Here is a 25560-nt window from a genome sequence, read left to right on the forward strand (position 1 = left end):
CAAACAAATATGATATATTAAAGTTAGGAGGCGAGAATATGATTTTAACAACAACTCCTTCTGTTGAAGGAAAAGAAATTATGGAATACAAAGGAATTGTTTTTGGTGAGGTCATTTCTGGTATTAATTTTATCAAAGACTTCACAGCTGGTTTATCTAATATCTTTGGTGGCAGATCAGCAACATATGAAAATGAACTTTTGGAAGCCAGAGAAAAAGCATTACAGGAATTAGAAGAACGTGCTCGTGAAAAAGGGGCAAATGCTGTAGTGGGTATTGATGTTGATTATGAAGTTTTAGGTGCTGATAATGGCATGTTGATGGTGACTGTTTCTGGAACTGCTGTGATTGTCAGATAACCAAAAAGATTCCTTTCGTTTTGAAGGAATCTTTTTATTTATAGAAAGTGGTTGCCCACTTGGTTATCAGTATAAAGAATGTTAAATGTGGAGAGAAAACCTGATAACTGCTTATAATATATAAACTTTTTTTCTTATCTACTATCTCATTACCTAAAGTTTTGATTAAGAATAAGTAAAGCAGGGATTTTTCCCTGCTTAGTCAATCATGATTGTGTTGTTGTTTTCAATAGCTTTCATATCCTGTTTTGGAATTGAAATTCTTAAAACACCATCTTCAAATTTTGCTTTAATATCACTCTGTGGAACACTTTCTCCTACATAGAAGCTTCGACTCATGCTTCCTGCATATCTTTCCTGTCGGATATATTGTCCATCTTTATTCTTTTCATCTTTATTCAAGTTCTTCTTAGCTGAGATTGTCAAATATCCTTGTTCAAATGTCAATTCCACATCCTCTTTCTTAAAGCCTGGAAGATCGACATCCAATTCATATGTTCCTTCTGTTTCACGTACATCTGTTTTCATCATATTTCTTGAATGTTTTCCATATAATGGATTCTTCTTTCCAAAGAATTCCTTATCTAAATCATCAAACCAATCATCAAATAAACTTTCTCCAAAAATACTAGGCATTAACATAAATATCACCTCTTGAAAAACAATTCTAAGCATTGTTAGAGAATGAACAATGTTTGATATGAGAAGTAAGGATTGCCTTTTTTATTCTCTTTCCTTATTTCTATTTATATTATAGTCCTCTATTTTAGCAGAGTCAAGTCTAGAGTGCTAAAAACATTTTTTCACATAATTGACATCATTTGTTCCAGCTTTTATAAGCATTGTATAAAATATCTTTAAGAACAAGCATGGCATCTTGTTTTGTGTAGCCATATTCATCTTTTATTTCATCAAACATTTTTGTAATTCGAAATGCATAATTTGCTGTATTAACTTCACTTTGATATTGAAGAAGTATGGGATATTTCTTACCCCACGCATTTGTCCAATTCACTTTTTCATTGATTTTATCATCACTCTTTTCAATCATTTCTTCTATTTCTTGTAAATCAACATCAAATTCAATGAGTTCATCAAGCGAAACATTATAGAGTTTTGCCATCTTTTTTGATTGATAAATATCTGGAATGGTTTCATTTGTTTCCCATTTTGATATAGTTTGCCTACTTACCCCAATCTTTTGGGCAACTTCTTCTTGTGATAATCCTCTTTTCTTCCTTGCATGAAATAAACTATTTCCTAAATTCATTGTACAATCCTCCTTGTCTTTTGATAATTCCATTATAAAAATGTTCCAAGAAAAACACCACCAACTTTGATAACCAATATCGCACGAGAATTTAACAATTTAACAAATTTTATTCATTCTTTATCATTTTTTATATCTCTATAGCTATGATTTCACTGAAATATAACAAGATTTATTAGAATGATTATTTAAAAAATGCTTATATTCTTTTTATGATTAATAATTTTGAGTTTTCAAAAATATTATGGCTTAAGCCCCTAATGCATACTGCATATCAACATTGCCTTGATCGTTACATAAAATGAATCCAAGCCGCATAGTTTAACAAATGATTATCCACAATCAACTAATCCTTCAATATTAATTTTTCTTATTATCCCTCTATTTAAAATAAGAGTATCTTACTAATTAAAAAATACATAAACCAATACAAAAAGAATAAACTATTATTAATGGATATACATTAACCTTTTCTACCGGCATGTTAATATATATATGAAAAAATGATCGGTATGGAAACCTCAAAAAACCATATCCATTAAAAATCAAAGGGCGATTAATCCCCTTTATGATTTCATAGAAACGAAGATGAACATATGGTTGAACAAACTTCTTTTAAAATAAGAGTAAAAGAAATCACAATAACTGAATCAAAGAAATATAAGGAAGTTTTTGTCACCCATCTATATCTCATTCGTTCTAAAGATTTCAAGAAAAAATTACTATATTCTTGCAGCAAAAAAGATAATTTTCTCCATCTTAGTGGAATAAATGTAAATTTATCCGCCGCTTCATTTTTGATAAATGCTATGATGGAACACTTATTGGACTTTAATTTTCATAAAAAAGGAAAATATGAAAATAGTATTAAGGGTTCTGTGAGAAAGAAGATTAAATCATTAAAAAGAGTAAGTACCTTATTTCAAGAAGATATTTTAATTGAAGAAGATTTCAAAAAAATAAAATTATATATGCCATTGCCACCACGAATAAAAAGATTACATTTGGATTCTAAATACTTCTTTAATCTTCTCATAACAATTATTACTAACGTTTTGAGGACTTCAAAATATGATTAGATAAAATTTTTTAGTTTATAAGTAAGCAACAAAATGGATTTAAAATGTTTCTGACATTTTCAAAAATGATTGATAACGAAATAATCTATGCAGCTTCCATATTCTTATATAATATGATCAACATGTCGTAAAAGGTAAGCATCCATATCATCAAATCCTTCCATACTTCTACGAAGAATAATCTTTTTATTTCTTATATAGATGATTATCTTTTGACATTCTTCCCAGCCATATAAATTTTTAGTTTTTCTTACAACTTTCTCTATTTCACTTAAAGGAAATGAATAAGTTTTCCCTATCATTGATCTCACTGTCATTTCATCCCCTTTTGTTTTCACAAGAAATCTACATATAGAAATTCCCCATAAGATAAATGGACTTATAAAAATAAAAGCACCAATACTCAAAATAAATAGGAACATAGCACTTACAACATCTAATACTGCAACTAAAATAATTGAAGCAATCATTGACAATAAAATAACAGCAATAAAAATAAGATTGTTTTTTGCCCAATAGACTTCTGTTGAAAGCTCAAGTTCTTTTTCAAACATAACTTTATTATCATGGTCAAAAAATAATACTTTTATATCATAATCCCTGCCATATTGCGTTGCCTTGTAAATCAGTTGAACTCTATCTTCATCAGTGACTTCTCCTTGATGTTTTAACCAGCAAATAGAATCAGCCACTGCGTAAAAACCATTTAAACATACTTCACCATCAAATCTTGCGATATTGCCACTATCATCTTCAACTTGTATATAACTTTTTGTTCCAGTGATTTTCATAATATCCCATCTCCATATTATTTACATTATATCAATTCTCAATTTTTGCTTCAATAAAACTATCAGAAAGTCATAAAAAGGAACGTTTTGCGTTCCCCTTTTATTAATTCATTCTATTTTAAATGATAGTAGTATTTGATAGATAAATCATTTATGAGTGACTTTTTTAAAAATCATCTTGAATATATTCTATATAAGATATATAAGGTGCTCCCCAATAAATCCTTATATTTGCTTTTCTTTTTTCTATACCGTTAAATCCTTCTTTCGTATTTGTATTAGGGAAAATGAAATTTTCTGCGCTAGAAGTTATCGTTAAGCGAATTCTATGACCTTTTTGAAAAGTATTAGATATTTTTGTAGTCTGTATTTCAATAGGATAAACAACATCACTTTGAAGAAATTTTGGTTGTTCAAAACCATCTCGATATTTTAAATCTAGCACACCATCTGCCAATTTTATTGAATTTCCCAAAGGATCAACATCACAGATTCTCACAACAATATCTGTATCAGGGCAATCACAGGAAACATATAGTTTGACTTTAAAATCTCCAGTCATTGTGATGGGATGATCTAAAATATCTGTAGAAAAAGTAAGAACATCTTTTCTTTTTTCTTCATGAATGTAATTTTCTGGAACTTCCAGTTCATTCTCTGATACATCAATGATGTGCTTTGCAGGATTATCAGGATCATAACAATACATACTCCAGCCATTTTTGAAAGGTTGATTTTCAATCAAATGTCCACTTCCACATGTCAAAGTATTTCCATTGGCTTTGTCATCAGAATCTTGTAGATAGAGCTTCACTCTATGATTTGAAACAGGCCATGTTGTAGCAGTTTTCCATCTATTTTCATGTAACGTATAATATTCAACTGGTGCTCCTTCTTCGATACCATTGTGAACCCCTTTCACAAATCGGTCTAACCACAACATACATTGTAAATCAATATCATATCTTAAAGCATTCTCTCCCATATAAACATGATGTAAGTCATATTCAGCATTCCCGTTATGTTTCCATGCTCCTATGATGGCTTTCCATGTTTTCGGTTTCCATGATTTAACTAAACGTAGAGCCTGTGTTGTTCCCATACCATTATCATCAAACCAACCAGATATAATAAGAGCAGGGACTTGATAACCACCACTTCTTTTTTCCCAATCCATTGTATTCCAAAAATCATCCATATTCTCATGTTTTAACCAGCGATCAAGAAAATCAATAGGCTTCCCTAAAGCCACTTCAGGAATTTTAGAAATAGGTCGTATTTTCATTAAATAATCCCAATCCTGAGTCATGTTCTCTGGTAAAAATGTTTTTTGTGCCATCGCAAATGCCCATGCCAACATACCAGAATTGAAACATCCTCCACGTCTTGGTATGTCCACAAAAGCACTTCCCGAGCACATAAAACTAACAATAGCTTGAAGATGCACATTTTGGCTACATAAAGCTGCCCATTGTACATAACCTAAATAAGAAGCTCCTATCATTCCTACACAACCATCACTCCAGCTTTGTGAAGCAATCCAATTCAGTGTATCATTAGCATCTTCTACTTCATAGTACGATGGCATCCATTCGCCTTGACTTTCTTCTCTACCACGAACATCTTGTATAACAACTGCATATCCTCTTTGAACAAATCGCCAATATTGAAAATAACTTTGTTTCTTTCCATAAGGAGTACGAACGAGTATCGTTGGGAATTGACTCTGATTTTTATTTACTGGCAAATAGACATCAGTTGCTAGAGAGATATGATCTTTTGTTTGTACATCAAATGTTTTTGCTTTTTGAACAGGAAAAACATTGACTTTTGAATAAGTCAAATCTTCCCATTGTTTTAATATCGTCCTTTTTTCATATCCATTTTTTACTAATATACAAACCATATCCCTTGCTGCCATCAAAACAGCATATATACCTGTTTGATCAAAACATAAATCCATTGGATAGAGTTTATGTCTTTGAATATAGACATTATGTTCTTTTAATTGAAACTGTTCGTTCCATGATGTTTGAAACTGTTTTGCACCACTAAAAATCTTTTCTTCATAATCTTTTTTTCGCTTAAAAAAAGACAAAATATCTCGATGACATATTTTTTTCAAGTTTTCACTTTCAGATTCGCTAAATAACGTCTTTTCTTGCCATTTTCCTGAATAGACATCAAGCTTTGAAATCATGATTTTTTCATCTTCTTGAAAAAACTTATCATATAAAATGCCAGACACATAAAAGTTCCATTGTTCCATAAACACCATCCCCTTTAATAAAAATATAATTCATTTTCATCTCTAAAATAATAGATAATCTTATGTATATTTATTTCTTTAATTAATAATATTCTATTCTTAACAAGATAAACTGTCAATAAAATACAATTTTCCATTAATATGTTGATTCTTCATTTCTTTATCCATTAAAATAAGAGCTTGTATCTATTTTTTTATTTTCAATGATTAATAAGAATACAACAACAGATTTTATTTGTTTTCATCACATATTTTAGATATAATGGTAAAGAAAGGGTGAGCAATTTGGAGCATTTCTATCAATCAATGTTAGCCTATATAAGACAACGTCCTCGTTTAGAAAAAACCATTCTTTTTCTAACAGAATACTGTCCTTATATTACTTTCATTATCTATCCATGTGTATTGATCAACTTATGGTTAACGCATAATCCTCACTTTATAGAAGCGATATTAAGACCATGTATTGCTTTTATTATTGTGACGATTTTTAGAAAAATAGTGAATCGCCCTCGTCCTTATGACCACATGGATATCAAACCCTTAAAAGGACATAAACATGGTGAATCATTTCCCAGTCGCCATAGTGTCAGTGCCTGTATTATTGCATTGATTTGTTTTTATGCGAATACATATATTGGTATCTTTGCTTGTATAATCGCAATCATTGTGAGTCTTACTCGTATTTTCAGTGGAGTGCATCATATCAGTGATGTTTTTGCAGCAATTATTATTGCAATTCTATGTTTTATAATTGACTTTCATTAAAAATAATTTATACTATACTTAAAATATTTTAAGTATTTATAAGGAGGTCTTATGCTCAGTCAAGAATTTCAAGCTGTTTATAATATTTTTAAAATGAATTTTTATGCATCTATGTGTGCAGCATCTAAAGAGCTTACGATGCAAGAAGCATTTAGCTTAGATATTATCTATATGTTAGGTGAACCTACTATTTTAGAGTATGCAAAATATATGGGGATTTCACAACCCAATGCAACGTATAAAATCAATCAATTGGTTGATAAAGGATATTTAATTAAAACGGTCAGTCAAGAGGATAAGCGTTCTTATCATTTAAAAGTCACAGCGAAGTTTTTAGAGTTTTATCGTGAAAATGACCGTTATATTAAGAGTGCTTTAAGAAAGATTGAAAAACTTTTCAGCAAAGAAGAAATTAAATCCTTAGAAAAAATGCTTCATACAATTAGAATCTTGATGACGGAGGAAAAAAAATGATTAAAATTATTACTGATTCTACTTCAGATATTGATTTAGAATACGCTAAAGAATTAAACATTGAAGTCGTTCCATTAAAAGTTATTATCGATGGAAAAGAATATAAAGATCGCATTGATTTACAACCTGATCAATTTTATGATTTGTTAGTGAATAGTGATACATTACCTTCAACATCACAACCTTCACCACAAGATTTTGCTGATCTTTATGAAACAGCAAAAGATAACAAGGATAGTGTTATTGTGATAACATTATCTAGCACAATTAGCGGAACATATCAAAGTGCTAATCTTGCTAAAGACTTAGTAGAATATGATGATATTTACGTCATTGATAGCTTAGGAACAACACAAATGCAACGTTTACTTGTTTTAAAAGCTGTCGCTTTAAGAGATGAAGGAATGGTAGCTCAGGATATTTATACATTCTTAGAAGAATATAAGCATCGTATTCGTCTATATGCCTTTGTGGATACTTTGGAATATTTATACAAAGGTGGGCGTTTATCCAAAACAGCTGCTACAGCTGGAACACTTTTGAAATTTAAACCTATTATAGGTTTTGATGATGGAAAATTAGAAATGTTTGCTAAGGCAAGAGGAGCACAAAAAGCAACTGCAAAAATTATAGACTTGATTCAACAAAATGGTGAAATGGACTTAAATGAACCTATCTGTATTGGTTATAATGGTTCAACTGATGGTTTAGATAAGTTTGAAAATACATTAAGAGAAGCTTTCCATTTTGGTGAAACTTTACATGGTGTTATTGGTCCAGTCATTGGAACACATGCGGGACCTGGAGCTCGTTTAATTACTTATGTTGTGAAAAAATAATGTTTAAAAGAAATTGATGATAACATACTATATGTATGATCATCAATTTTTTATTTTTTGAAAGCACTTTTTTATACTCAATATATTAAGCCTAGTCAACGTTTTGACTATGCTAAAGTTGAATTGGGTGATAAATATGATTAGTTATAAACCATTGTATGAAACAATGTATAAACAAGGCATTACAGAGTATGCTCTCATCTATAAAGAAGGAATTTCTGCTAATACAATGTATAGAATTAAACAAGGGAAAGCCATCACAACCAAAACAATTGACACCCTTTGTTTTATATTACACTGTCGTGTAGAAGATATTATTCAATATGTTGAAAATTTAAAAAAAGATGTATGCTGATTGTCATACATCTTTGATTACAACGTAAGTTTTCACTCTTTTATCCAATGAAATATTTATTCAATTCACTTTAGATCAACAATATGCCTTTTATCCTGCTATTATTTTGACATAAAATGTCCTTTTTCGTGGTCCATCAAACTCACATAAATAAATACCTTGCCATGTTCCTAATATGATTCTTCCTTGATGAATAATAAAAGTTTGACTGGCATTAAAAATTGTTGATTTCATATGAGCATGGGAATTTCCTTCAAAATGATGATAATCTGAATGATACGTTGGAAAAGCACGTTCAAAACCTGCCAGCATATCTCTTACAACATCCGGATCAGCATTTTCATTGACTGTAATTCCTGCTGTTGTATGTGGCGTATAAACAACAACTATACCTTCTTGTATTTGAGATTGTTGAACATCTTTTTTGACTGTTGCTGTGATGTCATGCATTTCCATACGTTTTGAAAATTGATAATGATGTGTTACTAACATAAAATCACCTCTATAGATCTTTGATATACCATTTATCACAGGCATAATGGGGTCCTTTGATAAGTGGTTGATCTAACAGTTGAAAACCATTTTTAAGATAAAAACGATTGGCTGCAATCATATTGGAAAATGTTTCTAAATAACACTGACAATAATATTGTCTGGCAAACTCTAAAGATTGATTCAAAAGTTCTTGAGCAATCCCAGTGCCTCTCACCTCACTATAACAATACATTTTCTGTAATTCACAGATTCCTTCTATTCCATCTAGAGGACCTATCCCACATCCTCCTACCACATGATTATCTTTTATAACAACTAAATATTGTTTATTTTTAGGTTGATATACTTGATAAAACTGTCCTAAATCTTTATCTTCCCATGCACAACCCGGTTTATTACCACCAAATTCAATTAAACAATCTCGAATGAGTTTTTCAACTTCTAAATTATCTTTTTCTTTAATCAATCGTATCTTCATGAGCAGGTATAACCTTTTTTAAACGTTTTTCAAAATCACGACGTGAAAACATAACAATAGCGCCACATCCTAAGCATTTAATTTTAATGTCCGCACCCATACGAATAATTTTCCATTGATTAGATTTTTTACATGGATGTTGTTTCTTCATTTCTACAATATCATTCAAATTATACTCCATTTTTCAGTTCCTCCCTTTGTAAATATGCCTGATAAGTATTTTCCATTAACATGGCTATGGTCATAGGGCCTACTCCTCCCGGTACTGGTGTAATATATGAAACAATATCTTTGACATCTTCATAATCCACATCACCACATAATTTATGATTTTCATCACGATTAATACCGACATCTAAAACAACAGCCCCTTGTTTTATATAATCTTTATTAAAAAAACGAGGTTTTCCAATAGCTGCAATTAAAACATCTGCTCGTTTGCATAAATCCGGTAAATTCTTTGTACGAGAATGAGCAATCGTTACTGTCGCATGTTTATGTAAACATAACAGGGCTACAGGTTTTCCAACAATATTACTACGCCCTACAACAACAACTTCTTTGCCTGTTAAATCATAGTGAATCTCATCTAATAAAACCATCATTCCTTTTGGTGTACATGGGACAAGTCCTTTTTCACCTAAAACAAGTTTTGCGACATTTGATGGATGAAACCCATCAACATCTTTACAAGGATCAATTGTATTTAAAATACAATCTTCATCAATATGAGAAGGTAGAGGTAATTGAACCAATATACCATCAACTTTATCATCTTGATTCAATGATTGAATGATTCGAACTAATTCTTCTTGAGATGTCTGTTCATCCAATCTTATAATATCTGAAAGCATACCGACATAAGCACAGGCTTTATCTTTATTACGCACATATGTTTGACTAGCTTGATCTTCACCAACTAAAATAACTGTTAATTTCGGTATTCTTTTCCCTTGTTCTTTTAATTCATCTATTTTCATTTTTAATGCATCTTTTCTTTTTTGTGATATTAATTTTCCATCTATATTCATATCTACCACTCCCTTATATGAATTATATCAAAATAAAATCACTTGTAAACAAAAAGAGGAAAACGAATTCCTCTATTGAATAATTGGAGTCTGTGGTTGTTGATTTGTTGAAGGTTGTGTTTGAGGAGAGGTTTCCTGAGTAGAATTATCAGTAGGTGTTTCAGGTACAGGTTGAATTGGGGTAACTTCTACAGGCTTTGTACCTCTTTTGACGACTTTATCACGTTTTTTATAGACACTATAAGCTTCTTTCTTTGAAGAAATCAAGTTTCCGTTTTTATCGTAGACATAACGATATGATTGTGCTTTTGCTCCAGTGTAGCCACTTGTCTGAACTTTTTCTTTTCCAAGCTCTAATGTTGGATCATCAATATATTGAGTTTGAAAAGGTGTAGAAGATAATTTTTGACTTGTGATTTTTACATATGTTCCATCAACATCTGTTCCTAAAATCTTACAATACAGACGACTACCACTATAAGACATTTCTATTTTGATAGGGTAATCTCTGTTATTCTTAAATTTGAAGTCAGGTCCACCCCAAGAAACAGTCGCATCTCTACCAATGGGTACATAACTAGATACATAGCTATGATTAGATCTTAAAGTGACTTCTAAATTAGAAAGCAACACTGCATTATATAATGTGGAAGATGATTGACAGATACCTCCACCCACTTCATTAACTGTTTCTCCATCTCGATAAGCTCCAGCTGCTCCAAATCCTCTAGCTGTGGTACGTTGTCCAACTTGTTTGTTGAATGAAAATTCTTCTCCCGGCAATAAGATAGAATTACATTTTATTCCTGCTAAACGGACATTATTCTTTCTAACAGATGAACCACTAACATATGTGGAATAACTTCCTAAAACATCTTTAAATAAATTCTCTTTTAAATCTTCAGTAGAAATATCTGGTTGCGTAATCTTAGCTGAAACTTCAAAAGTTTCTCCTTCTTTTGTTTTTAAAAAGACTTCTTGAGCTTTCTCTAAATCATATGCAATCCCCACTTTAGCATCAACAATAGCGTAATCATTATTTTTATCTAAAGTCGCATTTTTAGCTTCTGTCGCTAATTCTTTATATATTGATTGCATTTCATTGTCTTCTAGATGTGTTTGTTCTAAGTGACACTGTATTTCTTTTTGAAAATCATAATCTTTAAAAGCTTGTTGAATTTGTTGAATCACTAATTTTTCAGTTGTTCTTTCACCATTATGCCCTTTTTTAAAAATAATTTTCTGCTTCCCTAATTCATAAGTTGTCTTTTGTGTTGTGTCATAATTAAGAATTTGACTCTTTTGAATAGCTTCTTTCATTTGATTCTCACTTTGAATCGTTACAGGAATAACAAAATCATGATTCATTAAATAATCATATCCTCTTGTTAAAAAGTTTCCTTTATTTTTAATAATCTTTTCCACACCCTTTTTCGCATCAAAAGATACATTTCCTGTGAAATCAATCGTATAAGTTTGATCTTTAGCTTTCATTTTTATCAATAATTTTTCTGTATCATCTTCAAATTGTTGATTTAAAGTTTCAATAGCTTTTGACTGAGTTAGCTGTCCAACCTTTATACCATTAATTGTTGTATTAGAAACAAAATCCCCTGTTCCTGCCATAATACATAAAATAAGATATATAGTTAATAATACACATATCATTCCAGCTGGAATCAATACTTTTTTATTTTTTAACCATTTTTTATATTTCATAGTCTTATTTTCTCCTATAGATTCTACTCACATATCATAAACTTCTTTGATGCTTCTTGCAAGATGGAGATATAAAAAAATAGTCGTATTTTTTCGACTATTTTTGCTTATTAATAATATGTCTGGCAATTAATATACCATTTGCTCCAGCTTGAGCAAGTCCTCTTGTTAAACCAGCACCATCACCACCAACATACAATCCATCTATTTCACTTTCAAATCCTTCTCTTACTTTAGGTCTAGCTGAATAGAATTTGGCTTCTACACCGTAAAGCAAAGTATGTTCATTGGCAATTCCAGGTGTAACATGATCTAAAGCTTCAATCATTTCAATAATTGATTTCATCGTATTATATGGTAATACCAATCCTAAATCTCCCGGTACAGCTTCTGGTAGGGTTGGAACAGTATATCCTTCCTTTAAACGTTTGGCTGTTGTACGACGACCTCTTTTAATATCTCCATATCTTTGCACAATAATACTTCCATGTGATAACATGTTTGCTAATCTAGCTACTTCATGTGCAAATTCATTAGGTTCATTAAACGGTTCACTAAAGACATGGGATACAAGCAAAGCAAAGTTTGTATTAGGACTTCCTAGTTTTGGATCATGGTACGCATGTCCATTGGCTAACATTGTTCCAGAATGATTCTCAATAACAACATGCCCACTTGGATTAGAACAGAATGTTCTGACTTTTGTTCCTACAGAAGCATTATATACAAATTTTCCTTCATATAAATTTTGATTAATTTCATCCATAACAATATTACTTGTTTCAACTCTGACCCCAATATCCACTTGATTGTTATAGAGTTCAAGTCCTTGATGTTTAAACACTTTCGCAAGCCATGTTGATCCATCACGTCCTGGTGCCAAAACAACATGAGGAGCATAGATTTCTTCACCATTTTCTAAGATAATTCCCTTAACATGACGATCTTCTACTATAATATCTTTAACAGCTGTTTTAAAAGCTATATCAATATGTTCTTTTAATTCATTTGACATTTCTGTCATAATTCTTAAATTTTCTTCTGTTCCTAAATGTCTCACTTTGGCACGTAATAATTTTAATCCAACCGCATATCCACGTTTTTCAATTTCTCTTACTTTATCTGTTGTTGGATCTGTAATTTCACGTGTTGCTCCATGTTTTAAATACAATTCATCAACATAATGAATCACATCTTCAACTTCCTGATTATCTAAATAATCTGTCAGCCATCCACCAAATTCACTTGTAATATTAAATTTCCCATCAGAATAAGCGCCTGCTCCTCCAAACCCTGAAGTAATCGAACATGCAGGTAAACATCCTGGTTCATTTTCTTTAATTTGTGGACAACTTTTAATTTTCTTATCTTTAATTGGACAATGTCTATACATCACATCATGTCCTTTATCAATAAGTAAGACTTTTAATTCTGGATTTTTTAAATACAATTCATAACTTGTCATAATTCCTGCTGGTCCAGCTCCAACAATAATGACATCATAATTCTTTTGCATAAAAAAACGCCTCATTTCTGGGGCATTATTAAATAATCCTCGTTTATTATATTCATAAAATCAATACATTGTCAATACAATAAAATGGATTAAAAAATGTTATAAATTGATAAAACTTTTTTCACTATATCAAAAACAATGCGACAATAACAGGAATAGTGATAATTGAAAGTAAGGTTGTCATAAAAACAGTTTTCGCAGCTAAAGCGACATCTTTTTGATATTCTGTCGCAAATAAAACAGCTATATTGCCTACTGGCATTGCAATCATGATTAAGGATACACCTAAAATAAGAGGATCTTGGATAAAGAAACTTAAAACTGGATAAGCAATGATAGGAATAATGATTTGTTTTAAAATGGTAAAAGGATAAACTCTGATTTCATTGAAAACTTCTTTTAATGGAATCGTTGCGAGTGTTGAACCAATCAACATCATTGCAATTGGTGTAGTAATATCTCCTACCATCGTTATTGTTGAAGCGATGACATCGGGTACCTGTATCTCTGTTAAATAAATCAATAAAGCAATCAAAGATGATATGACTCCTGGTGAAAGTAGCTGTCTGGCATTCATCTTAATTTTTTCTGTGGAATGATAATTCATAAAAACAATACCTACAGTAAAGACTAATAAATTAAATAACATATTAAAAATAGCAGTCAAAAAAACAGCTTCGTTACCAAAAATAGATTTCATCACTGGAAATCCCATAAATCCAATATTAGAAAACATAGTCATAAAGATATATAACCCTTGCTGATGCGTTGGTACTTTTATTATTTTGACAATAATAAAACCAAGTATTGGTAAAACAATAAAGATAATGACACCCACAATAAAAACAAAAGCAATCTTTGAAATATCTTTTTCTAAAGTCGTTGATAAAACAGAAGATACAATTAAAGCTGGTGTTGTGACTGATAATAGTAAACTTGTTAAACGTTTATTAAATTCCACATCAAGAATCTTGATTTTTAATAAACCATACCCCAGTGCAATCACTAGAAATAATTGTATCATCTGTAAAATAATAACTTGTAAATCCACACTTATCCTCTTAATCCATGAGCTTGTCTTTCCATATTTTCAACAACAATGTCATAGATTTCACCAAGTGTTGCTGCATATTCTAAAACAAGCCATGGCTCATTTGTATGATAGTGAATCTTGATAAGTTCATCATCCCCTACTGCCAATAAACAGTCCCCTTGAAAATGTTCTGTAATATAATCATGAATTTCATCTTCGTTTAAATTCTTACCTTCAATAAGTAATTGTGTATCAAATTTATATTCTAACATCGTTATTCTCCTTCAAACAAACATGCTCCATTTGTTTCAATGACTTTCTTATACCAATCAAATGATTTCTTTTTATATCGTTTATATGTTCCATTTCCTAAATCATCACAATCGACATAGATGAATCCATAGCGTTTACTCATCTGTTTTGTTGATTCACTTACTAAATCTATACATCCCCAAGACGTATATCCCATCAAATCAACACCATCTATTTCTATCGCATTCAACATTTCCTTAAAATGTGCTGCAAAATAATCTATACGATATTGATCATCCACTGTTCCATCAATAAGTTCATCTTTTGCTCCTAAACCATTTTCTACGATAAATAATGGTTTTCTATAACGATCATATAAATCCACCAAAGATACTCTTAATCCAATAGGATCAATTTGCCATCCCCACTCAGATGAAGGAATGTATGGATTTTTAATGGCTGTCATTGTATTAGCAGCTGTTTTCTTTAATCCTTGATCATCTTTCGCAACACAGCTAGATGAATAATAACTAAATGATACAAAGTCTACTGGATATTTTTTCATGATATCCAAATCTCCATCTTCCATCTGAATATGAATACCTTCATTCTTGAATTTCGCAAGAAGATATGCTGGATATTCTCCAAATATTTGTGTATCACTATAACAATATGTACTTCTCATATCCTGTTGTGCCTGTAATACATCTTCTGGTTTACATGTATATGGATAATATGTAAGCTTTGTCAACATACATCCTACCTTTGATCCTGGTATTGTTTCATGACATATTTTCGTAGCTAAGGCAGAAGCTACAAACTGATGATGCATCGCCTGAAAAATCACTTCTTGAAAGTTTCTTCCTGGAAATCTGTCTTCGACAAGTCCTCCTGTTGTATAAGGATGTCTAATCATTGAATCAACTTCATTGAATGTCAGCCAATATTTGACCTTATCCTTATATCTTTCACAGATGACCTTAACATATCTGACAAACATATCTACGACTTCTCTTGATGCCCATCCTTCATAATTTAAAACAATATTGATTGGTGGTTCATAATGTGACATTGTCACTAATGGTTCTATTCCATATTTCAAACATTCATCAAAAATATCATCATAGAATTTCAATCCTTCTTCATTTGGTTCTAAATCATCTCCATTAGGGAAGATTCTAGACCATGCAATGGACATTCTATAAACCTTAAATCCCATCTGGGCAAATAGTTGAATATCTTCTTTATAATGATGATAACCGTCAGAGCCATGTCTTTTGGGATATAATGACTCATCAGTTGATTGTAATGCTTCTTCAATATCTTTTGTTGTAATGGCATTTTGTGCTTTATAATCTTGCACATCTACATCTAAATGATGCCTGGCACAGTCAGAAACACTGATTCCTTTTCCTCCCTCGTTCCATCCACCTTCATATTGGTTGGCAGCAGTTGCTCCACCCCATAAAAATCCTTCTGGAAATTGTCTTACCATGTTTTCTCCTCCTCTTTCTTCTATTATACATCATTCCATTTCATCATGTCTTTATTTTCAAAAAAAGAAAGATGAAAAAAAGTACATCTTTATAATGTACTTAATGAAACATATCTTTTTTCATAAAAATAAATGTAGCCACACCACACGCAATTAACGCTATCAAAGTTGGTACCCACCATACAGGTCCAGGTAATCCAGTAACATTCATTCCATAAAAACTAAAAACGATATTTGGAATAGCCATCACAATTGTAATCACAGTTAATACCTTCATTACAATATTTAAATTATTAGAAATAACAGAAGCAAAGGCATCCATTGTTCCAGATAAAATATTTGAATAAATATTACACATTTCAATAGCCTGATGAATCTCAACCAGTACGTCCTCTAATAAATCTTGATCATCCTCATATAATTTGATTAATTTTCCTCGCATGATTTTATTTAATGTTATTTCATCAGTTTTTAAAGAAGTTGAAAAATAAACCAATGATTTTTCTAATCCCAACATTTGTATTAATTCTTTATTTTGCATTGATCGATGAAGTTTATGCTCAGTTAATGAAGATAAGCGATCAATTTGGCGTAAATAAATCAAATATCTTTGAGAAATCCTTAATAACAATTTCAATAAAAATCTTGTTTTCATTTCTGTATGAATACCTTTGACTTTCCCTGTAGCCATATCTTCAATGTTTAAATTTTCATATAGAGAAATTGTAATAATATATCCTTTCATTAAAACAATACCTAAAGGTAATGTTGTATACTGTAAAGTCATTTTATCATATTTACCTTCAGTTTCTTCGGCACTTGGATAATCGACAATGACTAATGTTTGATTATAGTCATCATCAAAATCAATATGTGAACTTTCTTCTTCATCCAAAGATGCCTGTACAAATTCAGGAACAACGTCTAAATTTTCAATCAAAAAATTTTTTTCTTCTTCAGTAGGTGAAATGACATTAATCCAGCATCCTGTTTCCAATGCTTCAATTTTTTTTGTTTCAGTTCCAAAAGTCTTGTAAAATTCTATCATTTTAATCCTCCTATTCTATAACAGGAGAATTTTTATTATGCCTCCTGTTATGCTTTGTTTGATATTGAAATTCGTTTCTTCATCCGGCTCCGGAGACATAATAACACCTTCTTTCTTTCCCATGCCATTATAACACAAAATATGAGAGATAGAAGCCTTAGAAAGGTAATTTTTTTGTTTTTTTAACAAAAAAAGATTTAAATTAAAAGTTTACTTTCAACTTAAATCTTATTATTCTTAAATCCAATCCGTTCCATCTTCTCTTTTTAAAATATAACGAATCATTTCAAACATTTCTTCTTTGGATTTTGATTTAACAATAAAAACATGATTACCCATTGCAGCACTTAAAGCCGCAGGAACATCTGTTTCTAAAGCAATTTGATCTCCATACTTTTCTCTAATCTGATCATAATTGTACATATACCAGATTCCCTCTCTACGACCAGTGTAAGCTACCCAATATTCACGATGAATATCATAGAAACATTCATTATATTTGATCATATCTGCCCATATCGTATATACATCAACGTTATAAGCATAATTAATCATATCTGGCATATAAGCACCTGGTGCTCTCATATTCACTTCTAAGCCTACAATATCACCCTTTTTACCAAGACCTTCTTTATCTTCATCTAATCTAAAGAACTCAAAATGATAGAAACGACTTCTTGTATCAAAAGCTTCTACAACTTTTTTTCCTATTTCATATAAATCCAATCCTTCAACAGGCTGTGAATAGAATGCAGTATCACTTAATTCATTAACATTATCCATGATAGAATTCAGCATCACATGAGATGAACAAATCAAAATATTTTTATCTTTATCAGTAACTCCATCAAAAGTTTCTACATGCCCGGGCACCATTTCCTCAATAATAAATTGAATATAAGGTGGTTTTGTCGCAAAGAAATAATCTAACTCATCATCACTTTTCAATTTATATGTTGAACTTGCCCCAACACCATTATCGGGTTTAACAATGACTGGATATCCAACTCTATTTGCAAAAGCTTTAGTTGCTAGATAGTCATCTATTTTACGATATCGTGCGGTTGGAATTCCTACAGATTTATAAACATCTTTCATTTTTGATTTATATTTCATTGGTGAAAGATCTTGAATCTTTGTTCCAGTTGTCACATTAAACTCATTTCTTAATGTTGCTTCTAATTCCAGCCAGTATTCATTTTGAGATTCAATCCAATCAATCTTTCCATAATGCCATGTAAAATATGCACAAGCTCTATATACACTTTCATAATCTTCCAAATCATCAACACGATAATATTCTGTTAAGGCAAGTTTTGTATGATATGGCAGATTTTCATAATTCTCATCGCCTATTCCTAATACACGAACTCCTCTGACTTTTAAACGATCACAAAAGTTATAGAAATATGCCGGAAAATTTGGCGAAATAAAGATCACGTTCATATTAGATCACCCTTTCTACAAAATATGGGAATTGTACTTGCCACCAATCCCAATCATGATTCACATCATATCCCCAAAAATCAATCCATGCAGGAATATCTTTATATTCAAGAAGTTCTTTCATACGTGATGTACTTCTAATCATATCATCTTCCCATGCCCCTTGCCCACAGCATAATACAATATGGCATTGACGATACATATCAACATAAGGATGGTCATAACTCATTCCATTTAAATATTGTACGGGTGAGTTACGATATAAAATATCATCATGATAATCACCAAAGAATAAATCACTATCATAATAGCCACTCAAAGCAATTGTTCCTTTAAAAATATCAGGTCTTCTAAACATAAAATTAGCGGCATGAGATGCCCCCATTGAGCAACCTGTTGTATAAATACCTTCAGCATAATTTCCATTATTTCCATAAGAATTGATTTCAAATATTCTTGGTACCAATTCATTAACAATATAATAGAAATATTGTTCAATCATATAAGTGCGATGGCGATTATCTCCCCCTTCAGCAGACCAGGATTCCTGATCAATGCTATCACAGCAGAAAAGCTGAATTCTTCCCTCATCAATAAGATGTTCAACAGTATGAACCATTCCGTTATTTTCAAAATCAAAGAATCTTCCGTTTTGTGATGGAAACACTAATATTGGTGTTCCAGCATGTCCATAAACTTTAAATTCCATATCACGCAATAAACAATCACTATATTCTTTAAACCATTCTGTTTTCATATTCTCCCTCCTATCCTAAAACATATTGAACAAAAGCATCAACTTGTTCCATATTTTCAAAACGTGCAGTATACGTAAAATTCCCCATTGCTCCACTTAGAATATCTGGCATTCTTTCACACATAACTAAATCGAAATGGTATTGAGATATAATATCTTCATGACTATGTGTGTAAGTTATACCATCCCTTCTTCCACAATATACACAATGATATGGACGATGATGATCATATTCACTATATCCTTTAGTTACCATATCTGCATAAATTTGATAGACATCTATGTCATTTGCAAAATTCATCATATCAGGAGTATATCCCCCTGGTGTACGTAAATTCACTTCTAAACCAATAATATCTCCCTTTTTCCCTAATCCTTCTTTATCTTCTAGAAGTTTAAAAAATTCCATATGGAAACATCTTCCTGCTGTATAAAAGGCTTTAACACAAGCATGTCCTGCCTGTTTTAAATCATATGGAATTTCCCTTAATGAGTAATAATACATACTGCTTTGATCATTAACAACATCCATTATTGGATTTGGGAAAACATGTGATGTTTCAAAAATAATATCTTTGTCAAGATTAGCAATACCATCGTATGAAATAATGAGCCCATTCACAAATTCTTCCATAATGTATTGTGTAACATGTTCTTCTTGATAAAATTTTTCTAATTCATCTTGATTAGAAATTTTATAAGTTTTAGCTGCTCCTACGCCATTATCAGGTTTCACTACAACTGGATAACCTACTTTTTCAATAAATTGTAGACCTTCATCCAAATTAGTAACAAGGTGATAACGTGCAGTCTTGACACCTGCTTCTTCATAAAATTTCTTCATTTTTGATTTGCATTTAATATCTTCAATATGATTCGTATGAATACCTGTTGTAATATTAAAATCTGTACGTAATTTAGCATCTTGTTCCAACCAGTATTCATTATTTGATTCTAGCCAGTCAATATGTCCATAATGAAAAATAAAATATCCCATTGCTTTTATCATTTCATCATAATTTTCCATTGAATAAACTTGATAATAATCATCAATAGAATTCTTTAATTCTTCGCTTAATTGATCATATGGAGTATCTGCAATTGCTAAAACAGTAACACCATTTAATTTTAATCGGTTGCAAAATTGATAAAAATTTTTTGGAAAACTTGGTGATATATATACAAAATTCATAAAATAAAATTCCCCCTTTTTATATCCTTTTTTCTATTATATCATAATAAATAAAAAAAAGAATAAAAAAAAGGACGGAACCAGAAGAAGACTGGACCGTCATGTGAACTGGCAGCGTGCTATTGTCGCAGTTGCCCACTATCTTCGCCGCTATGATGCTTAACTTCTGTGTTCGGCATGGTTACAGGTGTGTCCATCATGCCTTCGCCACCAGATCATCTGAGCACGAACGCTCAAAACTGAACAGCTTCCTTCCTCCCACTTCTTATGGCTAAGCTCTCGGTCTATTAGTATCATTCAGCTCAGCATGTCGCCATGCTTGCACCCATGACCTATCTACCTCCTCGTCTTGGAGGGACCTTCCTTCCGAAGAATGGGAAGTCTCATCTTGGAGGGGGCTTCACGCTTAGATGCCTTCAGCGTTTATCCCTTCCGGACTTGGCTACCCAGCTGTGCCACTGGCGTGACAACTGGTGCACCATCGGTCCGTCCACCCCGGTCCTCTCGTACTGAGGGCAGCTCTCCTCAAACTTCCTGCGCCCACGACAGATAGGGACCGAACTGTCTCACGACGTTCTGAACCCAGCTCGCGTACCGCTTTAATGGGCGAACAGCCCAACCCTTGGAACCGACTTCAGCTCCAGGATGCGATGAGCCGACATCGAGGTGCCAAACCTCCCCGTCGATGTGAACTCTTGGGGGAGATCAGCCTGTTATCCCCAGGGTAGCTTTTATCCGTTGAGCGACGGCCCTTCCATGCGGTGCCGCCGGATCACTAAGCCCGACTTTCGTCCCTGCTCGACTCGTCTGTCTCGCAGTCAAACACCCTTCTGCCTTTGCACTCTGCGCATGGTTTCCATCCATGCTGAGGGTATCTTTGGGCGCCTCCGTTACTCTTTGGGAGGCGACCGCCCCAGTCAAACTGCCCACCTGACACTGTCCCGTCCTCAGTTCCATGAGGCCCGGTTAGAACTCCAATGCATCAAGGGTAGTATCCCAACGTCGGCTCCTCGAATACTGGCGTATCCGTATCTCAGCCTCCTACCTATCCTGTACATCATGCATCAGAGTCCAATATCAGGCTACAGTAAAGCTCCATGGGGTCTTCCCGTCTAGTCGCGGGTAACCTGCATCTTCACAGGTACTAAGACTTCACCGAGTCTACAGCCGAGACAGCGCCCAAATCGTTACGCCTTTCGTGCGGGTCAGAACTTACCTGACAAGGAATTTCGCTACCTTAGGACCGTTATAGTTACGGCCGCCGTTTACTGGGGCTTCGGTTCATGGCTTCGCTTGCGCTGACCACTCCCCTTAACCTTCCAGCACCGGGCAGGCGTCACCCCCTATACTTCGACTTGCGTCTTCGCAGAGAGCTGTGTTTTTGGTAAACAGTCGCTTGGGCCGTTTCACTGCGGCTCAGCTTCCACTGAGCACTCCTTCTCCCTAAGTTACGGAGTCATTTTGCAGAGTTCCTTAGCTATAGTTCTCTCGCTCACCTTAGGATTCTCTCCTTACCCATGTGTGTCCATTTTCGGTACGGGCAGAATGCAGTTATGCTAGAAGCTTTTCTTGGAAGCTGGCTTCAGACTCTTCTGTACTTATCGCAATGTTCCATCCGCTTCACGCCTTCGGGTTATGCCATCCGGATTTGCCTGGATGACCCCTACCTCGCTTGCTCCAGCTTTTCCGTCAGCTGGTTGTCCTAGCCTTCTCCGTCACTCCCTCGCCTGCACTCCGGTACGGGATTCTCCACCCGTTGTCCATCGACTACGCCTTTCGGCCTCGCCTTAGGTCCCGACTTACCCAGAGCGGACGAACCTTCCTCTGGAAACCTTGGGTCTCCGGTGCGTGGGATTCTCACCCACGTGCCGCTACTCACACCGGCATTCTCTCTTCCACACGCTCCACGACTCCTTCCGGTATCGCTTCTTCGCTGTCTGGAACGCTCCCCTACCATTTACATCGTAAATCCATAGCTTCGGTATCATGCTTAGCCCCGGTAAATTTTCGGCGCAGAGTCATTCGACCAGTGAGCTGTTACGCACTCTTTCAAGGATGGCTGCTTCTGAGCCAACCTCCTGGTTGTCTGTACATCTCCACATCCTTTTCCACTTAGCATGTATTTGGGGACCTTAGCTGATGGTCTGGGCTGTTTCCCTCTTGACCATGGACCTTATCACCCATGGTCTGACTGCCGTCCATGTCTTCATGACATTCGGAGTTTGATTATGCTCAGTACCTCGAGATGAGGCCATCACATATTCAGTGCTCTACCTTCATGCGACTTCCTGACGACGCTAGCCCTAAAGCTATTTCGGGAGAACCAGCTATCTCCGGGTTCGTTTGGAATTTCACCCCTAGCCACAATTCATCCGCCAACGTTTCAACGGGGTCGGTTCGGTCCTCCATCGGGTCTTACCCCGACTTCAACCTGATCATGGCTAGATCACCCGGTTTCGGGTCTATGACATGCAACTTTCGCCCTCTTCAGACTCGCTTTCGCTTCGGCTCCGCATCCCCTGCTTAACCTCGCTCCACATCATAACTCGCCGGCTCATTCTACAAAAGGCACGCCATCACCCATTAACGGGCTCTGACTTCTTGTAAGCATATGGTTTCAGGTTCTCTTTCACTCCCCTCCCGGGGTTCTTTTCACCTTTCCCTCACGGTACTGGTCCACTATCGCTCACCAGGGAGTATTTAGCCTTTCGAGATGGTCCTCGATCCTTCCGTCAGGATTCCTCGTGCCCCGACGTACTCAGGGTCTGCCTCGCCTTCCTTCACGACTTCGGATACGGGAGTTTCACCCTCTTCGCTGCGCCTTCCCCTGCGCTTCTCCTGTCATGTCGCATCGACTTCCTCGGCAGCCCTATAACCCCATCCTGAGATGGTTTGGGCTCCTCCGCTTTCGCTCGCCACTACTTACGGAATCGTTCTTACTTTCCTTTCCTGCAGGTACTGAGATGTTTCAGTTCCCTGCGTATCGCCTCGATTCTTCATCGATGTCATCCTCATGGATGACGGGTTCCCCCATTCGGACATCGACGGGTCCTTGCATGCTTACTGCTCGCCGTCGCGTTTCGCCGTTTGCTGCGTCCTTCTTCGCCTCCTGGTGGCCAGGCATCCGCCATACGCTCTTCTTCGCTTAACCTAAAGTGTTCTCTTTTCGTGCTTTCTTAGTTTGCAACTAGATGATTTCGACCTTCTTCCTGATCTCTTTCATCTTTCGTTTCTTCGCTTTCTTGTAGAAAGTTTGCTGTTCAGTTTTCAATGTTCCTGCCTTGAATGCATCTTTCCAGATACACTCAAAACCAAACAGTATCCACATCTTCTCTTCTCCCTAGAAAGGAGGTGATCCATCCCCACGTTCCCGTAGGGATACCTTGTTACGACTTCACCCCAATCATCAGTCCCACCTTAGACAGCTCCCTCCTTGCGGTTGGGCCACCGGCTTCGGGTGTTACCAACTCTCATGGTGTGACGGGCGGTGTGTACAAGGCCCGAGAACGTATTCACCGCGACATGCTGATTCGCGATTACTAGCGATTCCAGCTTCGTGCAGTCGAGTTGCAGACTGCAGTCCGAACTGTGAACGGGTTTCTGGGTTTCGCTCCACCTCGCGGCTTCGCCTCCCTCTGATCCGTCCATTGTAGCACGTGTGTAGCCCAGGTCATAAGGGGCATGATGATTTGACGTCATCCCCGCCTTCCTCCTCCTTGCAGAGGCAGTCTCGCCAGAGTCCCCAACCTAATGCTGGCAACTGGCAACAGGGGTTGCGCTCGTTGCGGGACTTAACCCAACATCTCACGACACGAGCTGACGACAACCATGCACCACCTGTGTGAGATATATCTATCTCCCTGTCTCCAGGGCCTTTATCTCCATGTCAAGACCTGGTAAGGTTCTTCGCGTTGCTTCGAATTAAACCACATGCTCCACCGCTTGTGCGGGCCCCCGTCAATTCCTTTGAGTTTCATTCTTGCGAACGTACTACTCAGGCGGAGTGCTTATTGCGTTAACTCCAGCACTGAGGTCTGACCCCCAACACTTAGCACTCATCGTTTACGGCGTGGACTACTAGGGTATCTAATCCTATTTGCTCCCCACGCTTTCGGGACTGAGCGTCAGCTGCACCCCAGACCGCCGCCTTCGCCACTGGTGTTCCTCCATATATCTACGCATTTCACCGCTACACATGGAATTCCGCGATCCTCTGATGCTCTCTAGCTGTGCGGTTTCCACGGCTTACCGAAGTTTAGCTCCGGTCTTTCACCGCAGACCTGCACTGCCGCCTGCTCCCTCTTTACGCCCAATGATTCCGGATAACGCTCGCCACCTACGTATTACCGCGGCTGCTGGCACGTAGTTAGCCGTGGCTTCCTCATGAAGTACCGTCACGCACATGGCATTCCCTCCATCTGCCGTTCTTCCTTCATAACAGAAGTTTACATCACGAATGACTTCTTCCTTCACGCGGCGTTGCTCGGTCAGGCTTTCGCCCATTGCCGAAAATTCCCTACTGCTGCCTCCCGTAGGAGTCTGGGCCGTGTCTCAGTCCCAGTGTGGCCGTCCACCCTCTCAGGCCGGCTACGCATCGTCGCCCTGGTGAGCCGTTACCTCACCAGCTGGCTAATGCGTCATAAGCCCATCCCTGTGCTATCCCGTGGGATATTTAACATAGTCGACATGCGTCCTCTATGCCTATGCGGTCTTAGCTGCCGTTTCCAGCAGTTATCCCCCTCACAGGGGCAGGTTGCTTATGTCTTACTCACCCGTTCGCCACTCAATGCCGAAGCATTGCGTCCGACTTGCATGTATTAGGCACGCCGCCAGCGTTCATCCTGAGCCAGGATCAAACTCTCCATTGTCCTTTTCTATCTTCAGACAATTTCAT

Annotated in this window: 25 protein-coding genes and 3 rRNA genes; 6 read left to right on the top strand and 22 right to left on the bottom strand. The window is 35.3% G+C overall.

Annotation, left to right across the window (positions count from 1 at the left end):
• The first annotated feature begins 38 nt into the window (after nucleotides 1-38).
• Nucleotides 39-359, top strand: coding sequence for a putative heavy metal-binding protein (locus KEC48_RS10815; RefSeq protein ID WP_211962222.1), 321 nt, complete (start codon nucleotides 39-41; stop codon nucleotides 357-359).
• Between the two features lie 198 nt (nucleotides 360-557).
• Here the strand turns inward: KEC48_RS10815 and KEC48_RS10820 are convergent, their stop codons facing one another.
• Nucleotides 558-1001 (bottom strand): Hsp20/alpha crystallin family protein, encoded by a 444-nt coding sequence (locus KEC48_RS10820; protein ID WP_087360429.1) that lies wholly within the window; start codon nucleotides 999-1001, stop codon nucleotides 558-560.
• A gap of 175 nt (nucleotides 1002-1176) precedes the next feature.
• Nucleotides 1177-1629, bottom strand: coding sequence for a helix-turn-helix domain-containing protein (locus KEC48_RS10825; protein ID WP_087360427.1), 453 nt, complete (start codon nucleotides 1627-1629; stop codon nucleotides 1177-1179).
• Nucleotides 1630-2225: 596 nt separating this feature from the next.
• Between KEC48_RS10825 and KEC48_RS10830 the strand changes: the two genes are divergently transcribed.
• On the top strand, nucleotides 2226-2708 hold the full coding sequence (locus tag KEC48_RS10830) for a hypothetical protein (protein WP_087360424.1): 483 nt from the start codon (nucleotides 2226-2228) through the stop codon (nucleotides 2706-2708).
• Nucleotides 2709-2812: 104 nt separating this feature from the next.
• Here the strand turns inward: KEC48_RS10830 and KEC48_RS10835 are convergent, their stop codons facing one another.
• The 3 genes from KEC48_RS10835 to KEC48_RS16365 all read right to left on the bottom strand — a co-directional run bounded on the left by KEC48_RS10835 (nucleotide 2813) and on the right by KEC48_RS16365 (nucleotide 5905).
• A complete protein-coding gene (locus KEC48_RS10835) occupies nucleotides 2813-3499 on the bottom strand; it encodes a hypothetical protein (RefSeq protein ID WP_211962223.1) in 687 nt (228 codons plus the stop codon).
• A 166-nt stretch (nucleotides 3500-3665) separates the two neighbouring features.
• Entirely contained in the window at nucleotides 3666-5768 is a 2103-nt protein-coding gene (locus tag KEC48_RS10840) for a CocE/NonD family hydrolase (protein ID WP_211962224.1), read from the bottom strand.
• A 14-nt stretch (nucleotides 5769-5782) separates the two neighbouring features.
• Nucleotides 5783-5905 carry a hypothetical protein gene (locus KEC48_RS16365; protein WP_283092190.1) on the bottom strand — a complete coding sequence of 41 codons (123 nt, stop codon included), beginning with the start codon at nucleotides 5903-5905 and terminating at the stop codon, nucleotides 5783-5785.
• Between the two features lie 169 nt (nucleotides 5906-6074).
• Here KEC48_RS16365 and KEC48_RS10845 point away from each other — a divergent pair, with 169 nt between their 5' ends.
• The 4 genes from KEC48_RS10845 (at nucleotide 6075) to KEC48_RS10860 (ending at nucleotide 8204) form a co-directional block, all read left to right on the top strand.
• Nucleotides 6075-6536 (top strand): phosphatase PAP2 family protein, encoded by a 462-nt coding sequence (locus KEC48_RS10845; RefSeq protein ID WP_211962225.1) that lies wholly within the window; start codon nucleotides 6075-6077, stop codon nucleotides 6534-6536.
• A gap of 51 nt (nucleotides 6537-6587) precedes the next feature.
• Nucleotides 6588-7010, top strand: a complete 423-nt coding sequence (locus tag KEC48_RS10850; protein ID WP_087359821.1) for a MarR family transcriptional regulator — start codon at nucleotides 6588-6590, stop codon at nucleotides 7008-7010.
• Nucleotides 7007-7849, top strand: coding sequence for a DegV family protein (locus tag KEC48_RS10855; RefSeq protein ID WP_087359819.1), 843 nt, complete (start codon nucleotides 7007-7009; stop codon nucleotides 7847-7849). The genes KEC48_RS10850 and KEC48_RS10855 overlap by 4 nt, the downstream gene beginning before the upstream one ends.
• Nucleotides 7850-7985: 136 nt before the next feature.
• Nucleotides 7986-8204 carry a helix-turn-helix domain-containing protein gene (locus KEC48_RS10860; RefSeq protein ID WP_087359816.1) on the top strand — a complete coding sequence of 73 codons (219 nt, stop codon included), beginning with the start codon at nucleotides 7986-7988 and terminating at the stop codon, nucleotides 8202-8204.
• Nucleotides 8205-8294: 90 nt separating this feature from the next.
• Here the strand turns inward: KEC48_RS10860 and KEC48_RS10865 are convergent, their stop codons facing one another.
• The 17 genes from KEC48_RS10865 to KEC48_RS10945 form a co-directional block, all read right to left on the bottom strand.
• Nucleotides 8295-8696 carry a secondary thiamine-phosphate synthase enzyme YjbQ gene (locus KEC48_RS10865; protein ID WP_087359813.1) on the bottom strand — a complete coding sequence of 134 codons (402 nt, stop codon included), beginning with the start codon at nucleotides 8694-8696 and terminating at the stop codon, nucleotides 8295-8297.
• Nucleotides 8697-8706: 10 nt separating this feature from the next.
• Complete coding sequence (locus tag KEC48_RS10870; protein WP_211962226.1) at nucleotides 8707-9177, bottom strand: GNAT family N-acetyltransferase; 471 nt, start codon at nucleotides 9175-9177, stop codon at nucleotides 8707-8709.
• Complete coding sequence (locus KEC48_RS10875; protein ID WP_087359807.1) at nucleotides 9158-9358, bottom strand: DUF951 domain-containing protein; 201 nt, start codon at nucleotides 9356-9358, stop codon at nucleotides 9158-9160. The genes KEC48_RS10870 and KEC48_RS10875 overlap by 20 nt, the downstream gene beginning before the upstream one ends.
• Nucleotides 9348-10208, bottom strand: a complete 861-nt coding sequence (folD, locus tag KEC48_RS10880) for a bifunctional methylenetetrahydrofolate dehydrogenase/methenyltetrahydrofolate cyclohydrolase FolD (RefSeq protein WP_087359804.1) — start codon at nucleotides 10206-10208, stop codon at nucleotides 9348-9350. The genes KEC48_RS10875 and folD overlap by 11 nt, the downstream gene beginning before the upstream one ends.
• Before the next feature lie 72 nt (nucleotides 10209-10280).
• Entirely contained in the window at nucleotides 10281-11927 is a 1647-nt protein-coding gene (locus tag KEC48_RS10885; RefSeq protein WP_211962227.1) for a VanW family protein, read from the bottom strand.
• 97 nt (nucleotides 11928-12024) lie between these two features.
• A complete protein-coding gene (locus KEC48_RS10890) occupies nucleotides 12025-13443 on the bottom strand; it encodes an NAD(P)/FAD-dependent oxidoreductase (RefSeq protein WP_087359797.1) in 1419 nt (472 codons plus the stop codon).
• Nucleotides 13444-13567: 124 nt separating this feature from the next.
• Nucleotides 13568-14494 carry an AEC family transporter gene (locus KEC48_RS10895; RefSeq protein ID WP_087359794.1) on the bottom strand — a complete coding sequence of 309 codons (927 nt, stop codon included), beginning with the start codon at nucleotides 14492-14494 and terminating at the stop codon, nucleotides 13568-13570.
• A 2-nt stretch (nucleotides 14495-14496) separates the two neighbouring features.
• Nucleotides 14497-14748, bottom strand: coding sequence for a kinase to dihydroxyacetone kinase (locus KEC48_RS10900; protein ID WP_087359791.1), 252 nt, complete (start codon nucleotides 14746-14748; stop codon nucleotides 14497-14499).
• A 2-nt stretch (nucleotides 14749-14750) separates the two neighbouring features.
• Nucleotides 14751-16223 (bottom strand): family 1 glycosylhydrolase, encoded by a 1473-nt coding sequence (locus KEC48_RS10905; RefSeq protein ID WP_211962228.1) that lies wholly within the window; start codon nucleotides 16221-16223, stop codon nucleotides 14751-14753.
• A gap of 100 nt (nucleotides 16224-16323) precedes the next feature.
• Nucleotides 16324-17271: a magnesium transporter CorA family protein gene (locus KEC48_RS10910; RefSeq protein ID WP_087359785.1), complete on the bottom strand. Its 948-nt coding sequence runs from the start codon at nucleotides 17269-17271 to the stop codon at nucleotides 16324-16326.
• Between the two features lie 237 nt (nucleotides 17272-17508).
• Nucleotides 17509-18717 (bottom strand): carbamoylphosphate synthase large subunit, encoded by a 1209-nt coding sequence (locus KEC48_RS10915; RefSeq protein ID WP_211962229.1) that lies wholly within the window; start codon nucleotides 18715-18717, stop codon nucleotides 17509-17511.
• A gap of 1 nt (nucleotide 18718) precedes the next feature.
• Complete coding sequence (locus KEC48_RS10920) at nucleotides 18719-19474, bottom strand: alpha/beta hydrolase-fold protein (RefSeq protein ID WP_087359779.1); 756 nt, start codon at nucleotides 19472-19474, stop codon at nucleotides 18719-18721.
• 10 nt (nucleotides 19475-19484) lie between these two features.
• Nucleotides 19485-20666, bottom strand: coding sequence for an ATP-grasp domain-containing protein (locus tag KEC48_RS10925; protein ID WP_205090401.1), 1182 nt, complete (start codon nucleotides 20664-20666; stop codon nucleotides 19485-19487).
• Nucleotides 20667-20772: 106 nt separating this feature from the next.
• Nucleotides 20773-20881, bottom strand: a 5S ribosomal RNA gene (gene rrf, locus KEC48_RS10930).
• A 52-nt stretch (nucleotides 20882-20933) separates the two neighbouring features.
• A 23S ribosomal RNA gene (locus KEC48_RS10935) occupies nucleotides 20934-23817 on the bottom strand.
• A gap of 36 nt (nucleotides 23818-23853) precedes the next feature.
• Nucleotides 23854-23994: a hypothetical protein gene (locus tag KEC48_RS10940; RefSeq protein ID WP_211962230.1), complete on the bottom strand. Its 141-nt coding sequence runs from the start codon at nucleotides 23992-23994 to the stop codon at nucleotides 23854-23856.
• A 16-nt stretch (nucleotides 23995-24010) separates the two neighbouring features.
• A 16S ribosomal RNA gene (locus KEC48_RS10945) occupies nucleotides 24011-25534 on the bottom strand.
• The 16S, 23S and 5S rRNA genes sit together here, the layout of an rRNA operon.
• Between the last annotated feature and the right edge of the window lie 26 nt (nucleotides 25535-25560).

The organism is Clostridium sp. C1 (genome assembly GCF_018223625.1).
Classification (GTDB): Bacteria; Bacillota_I; Bacilli_A; order Erysipelotrichales; family Coprobacillaceae; genus Allocoprobacillus.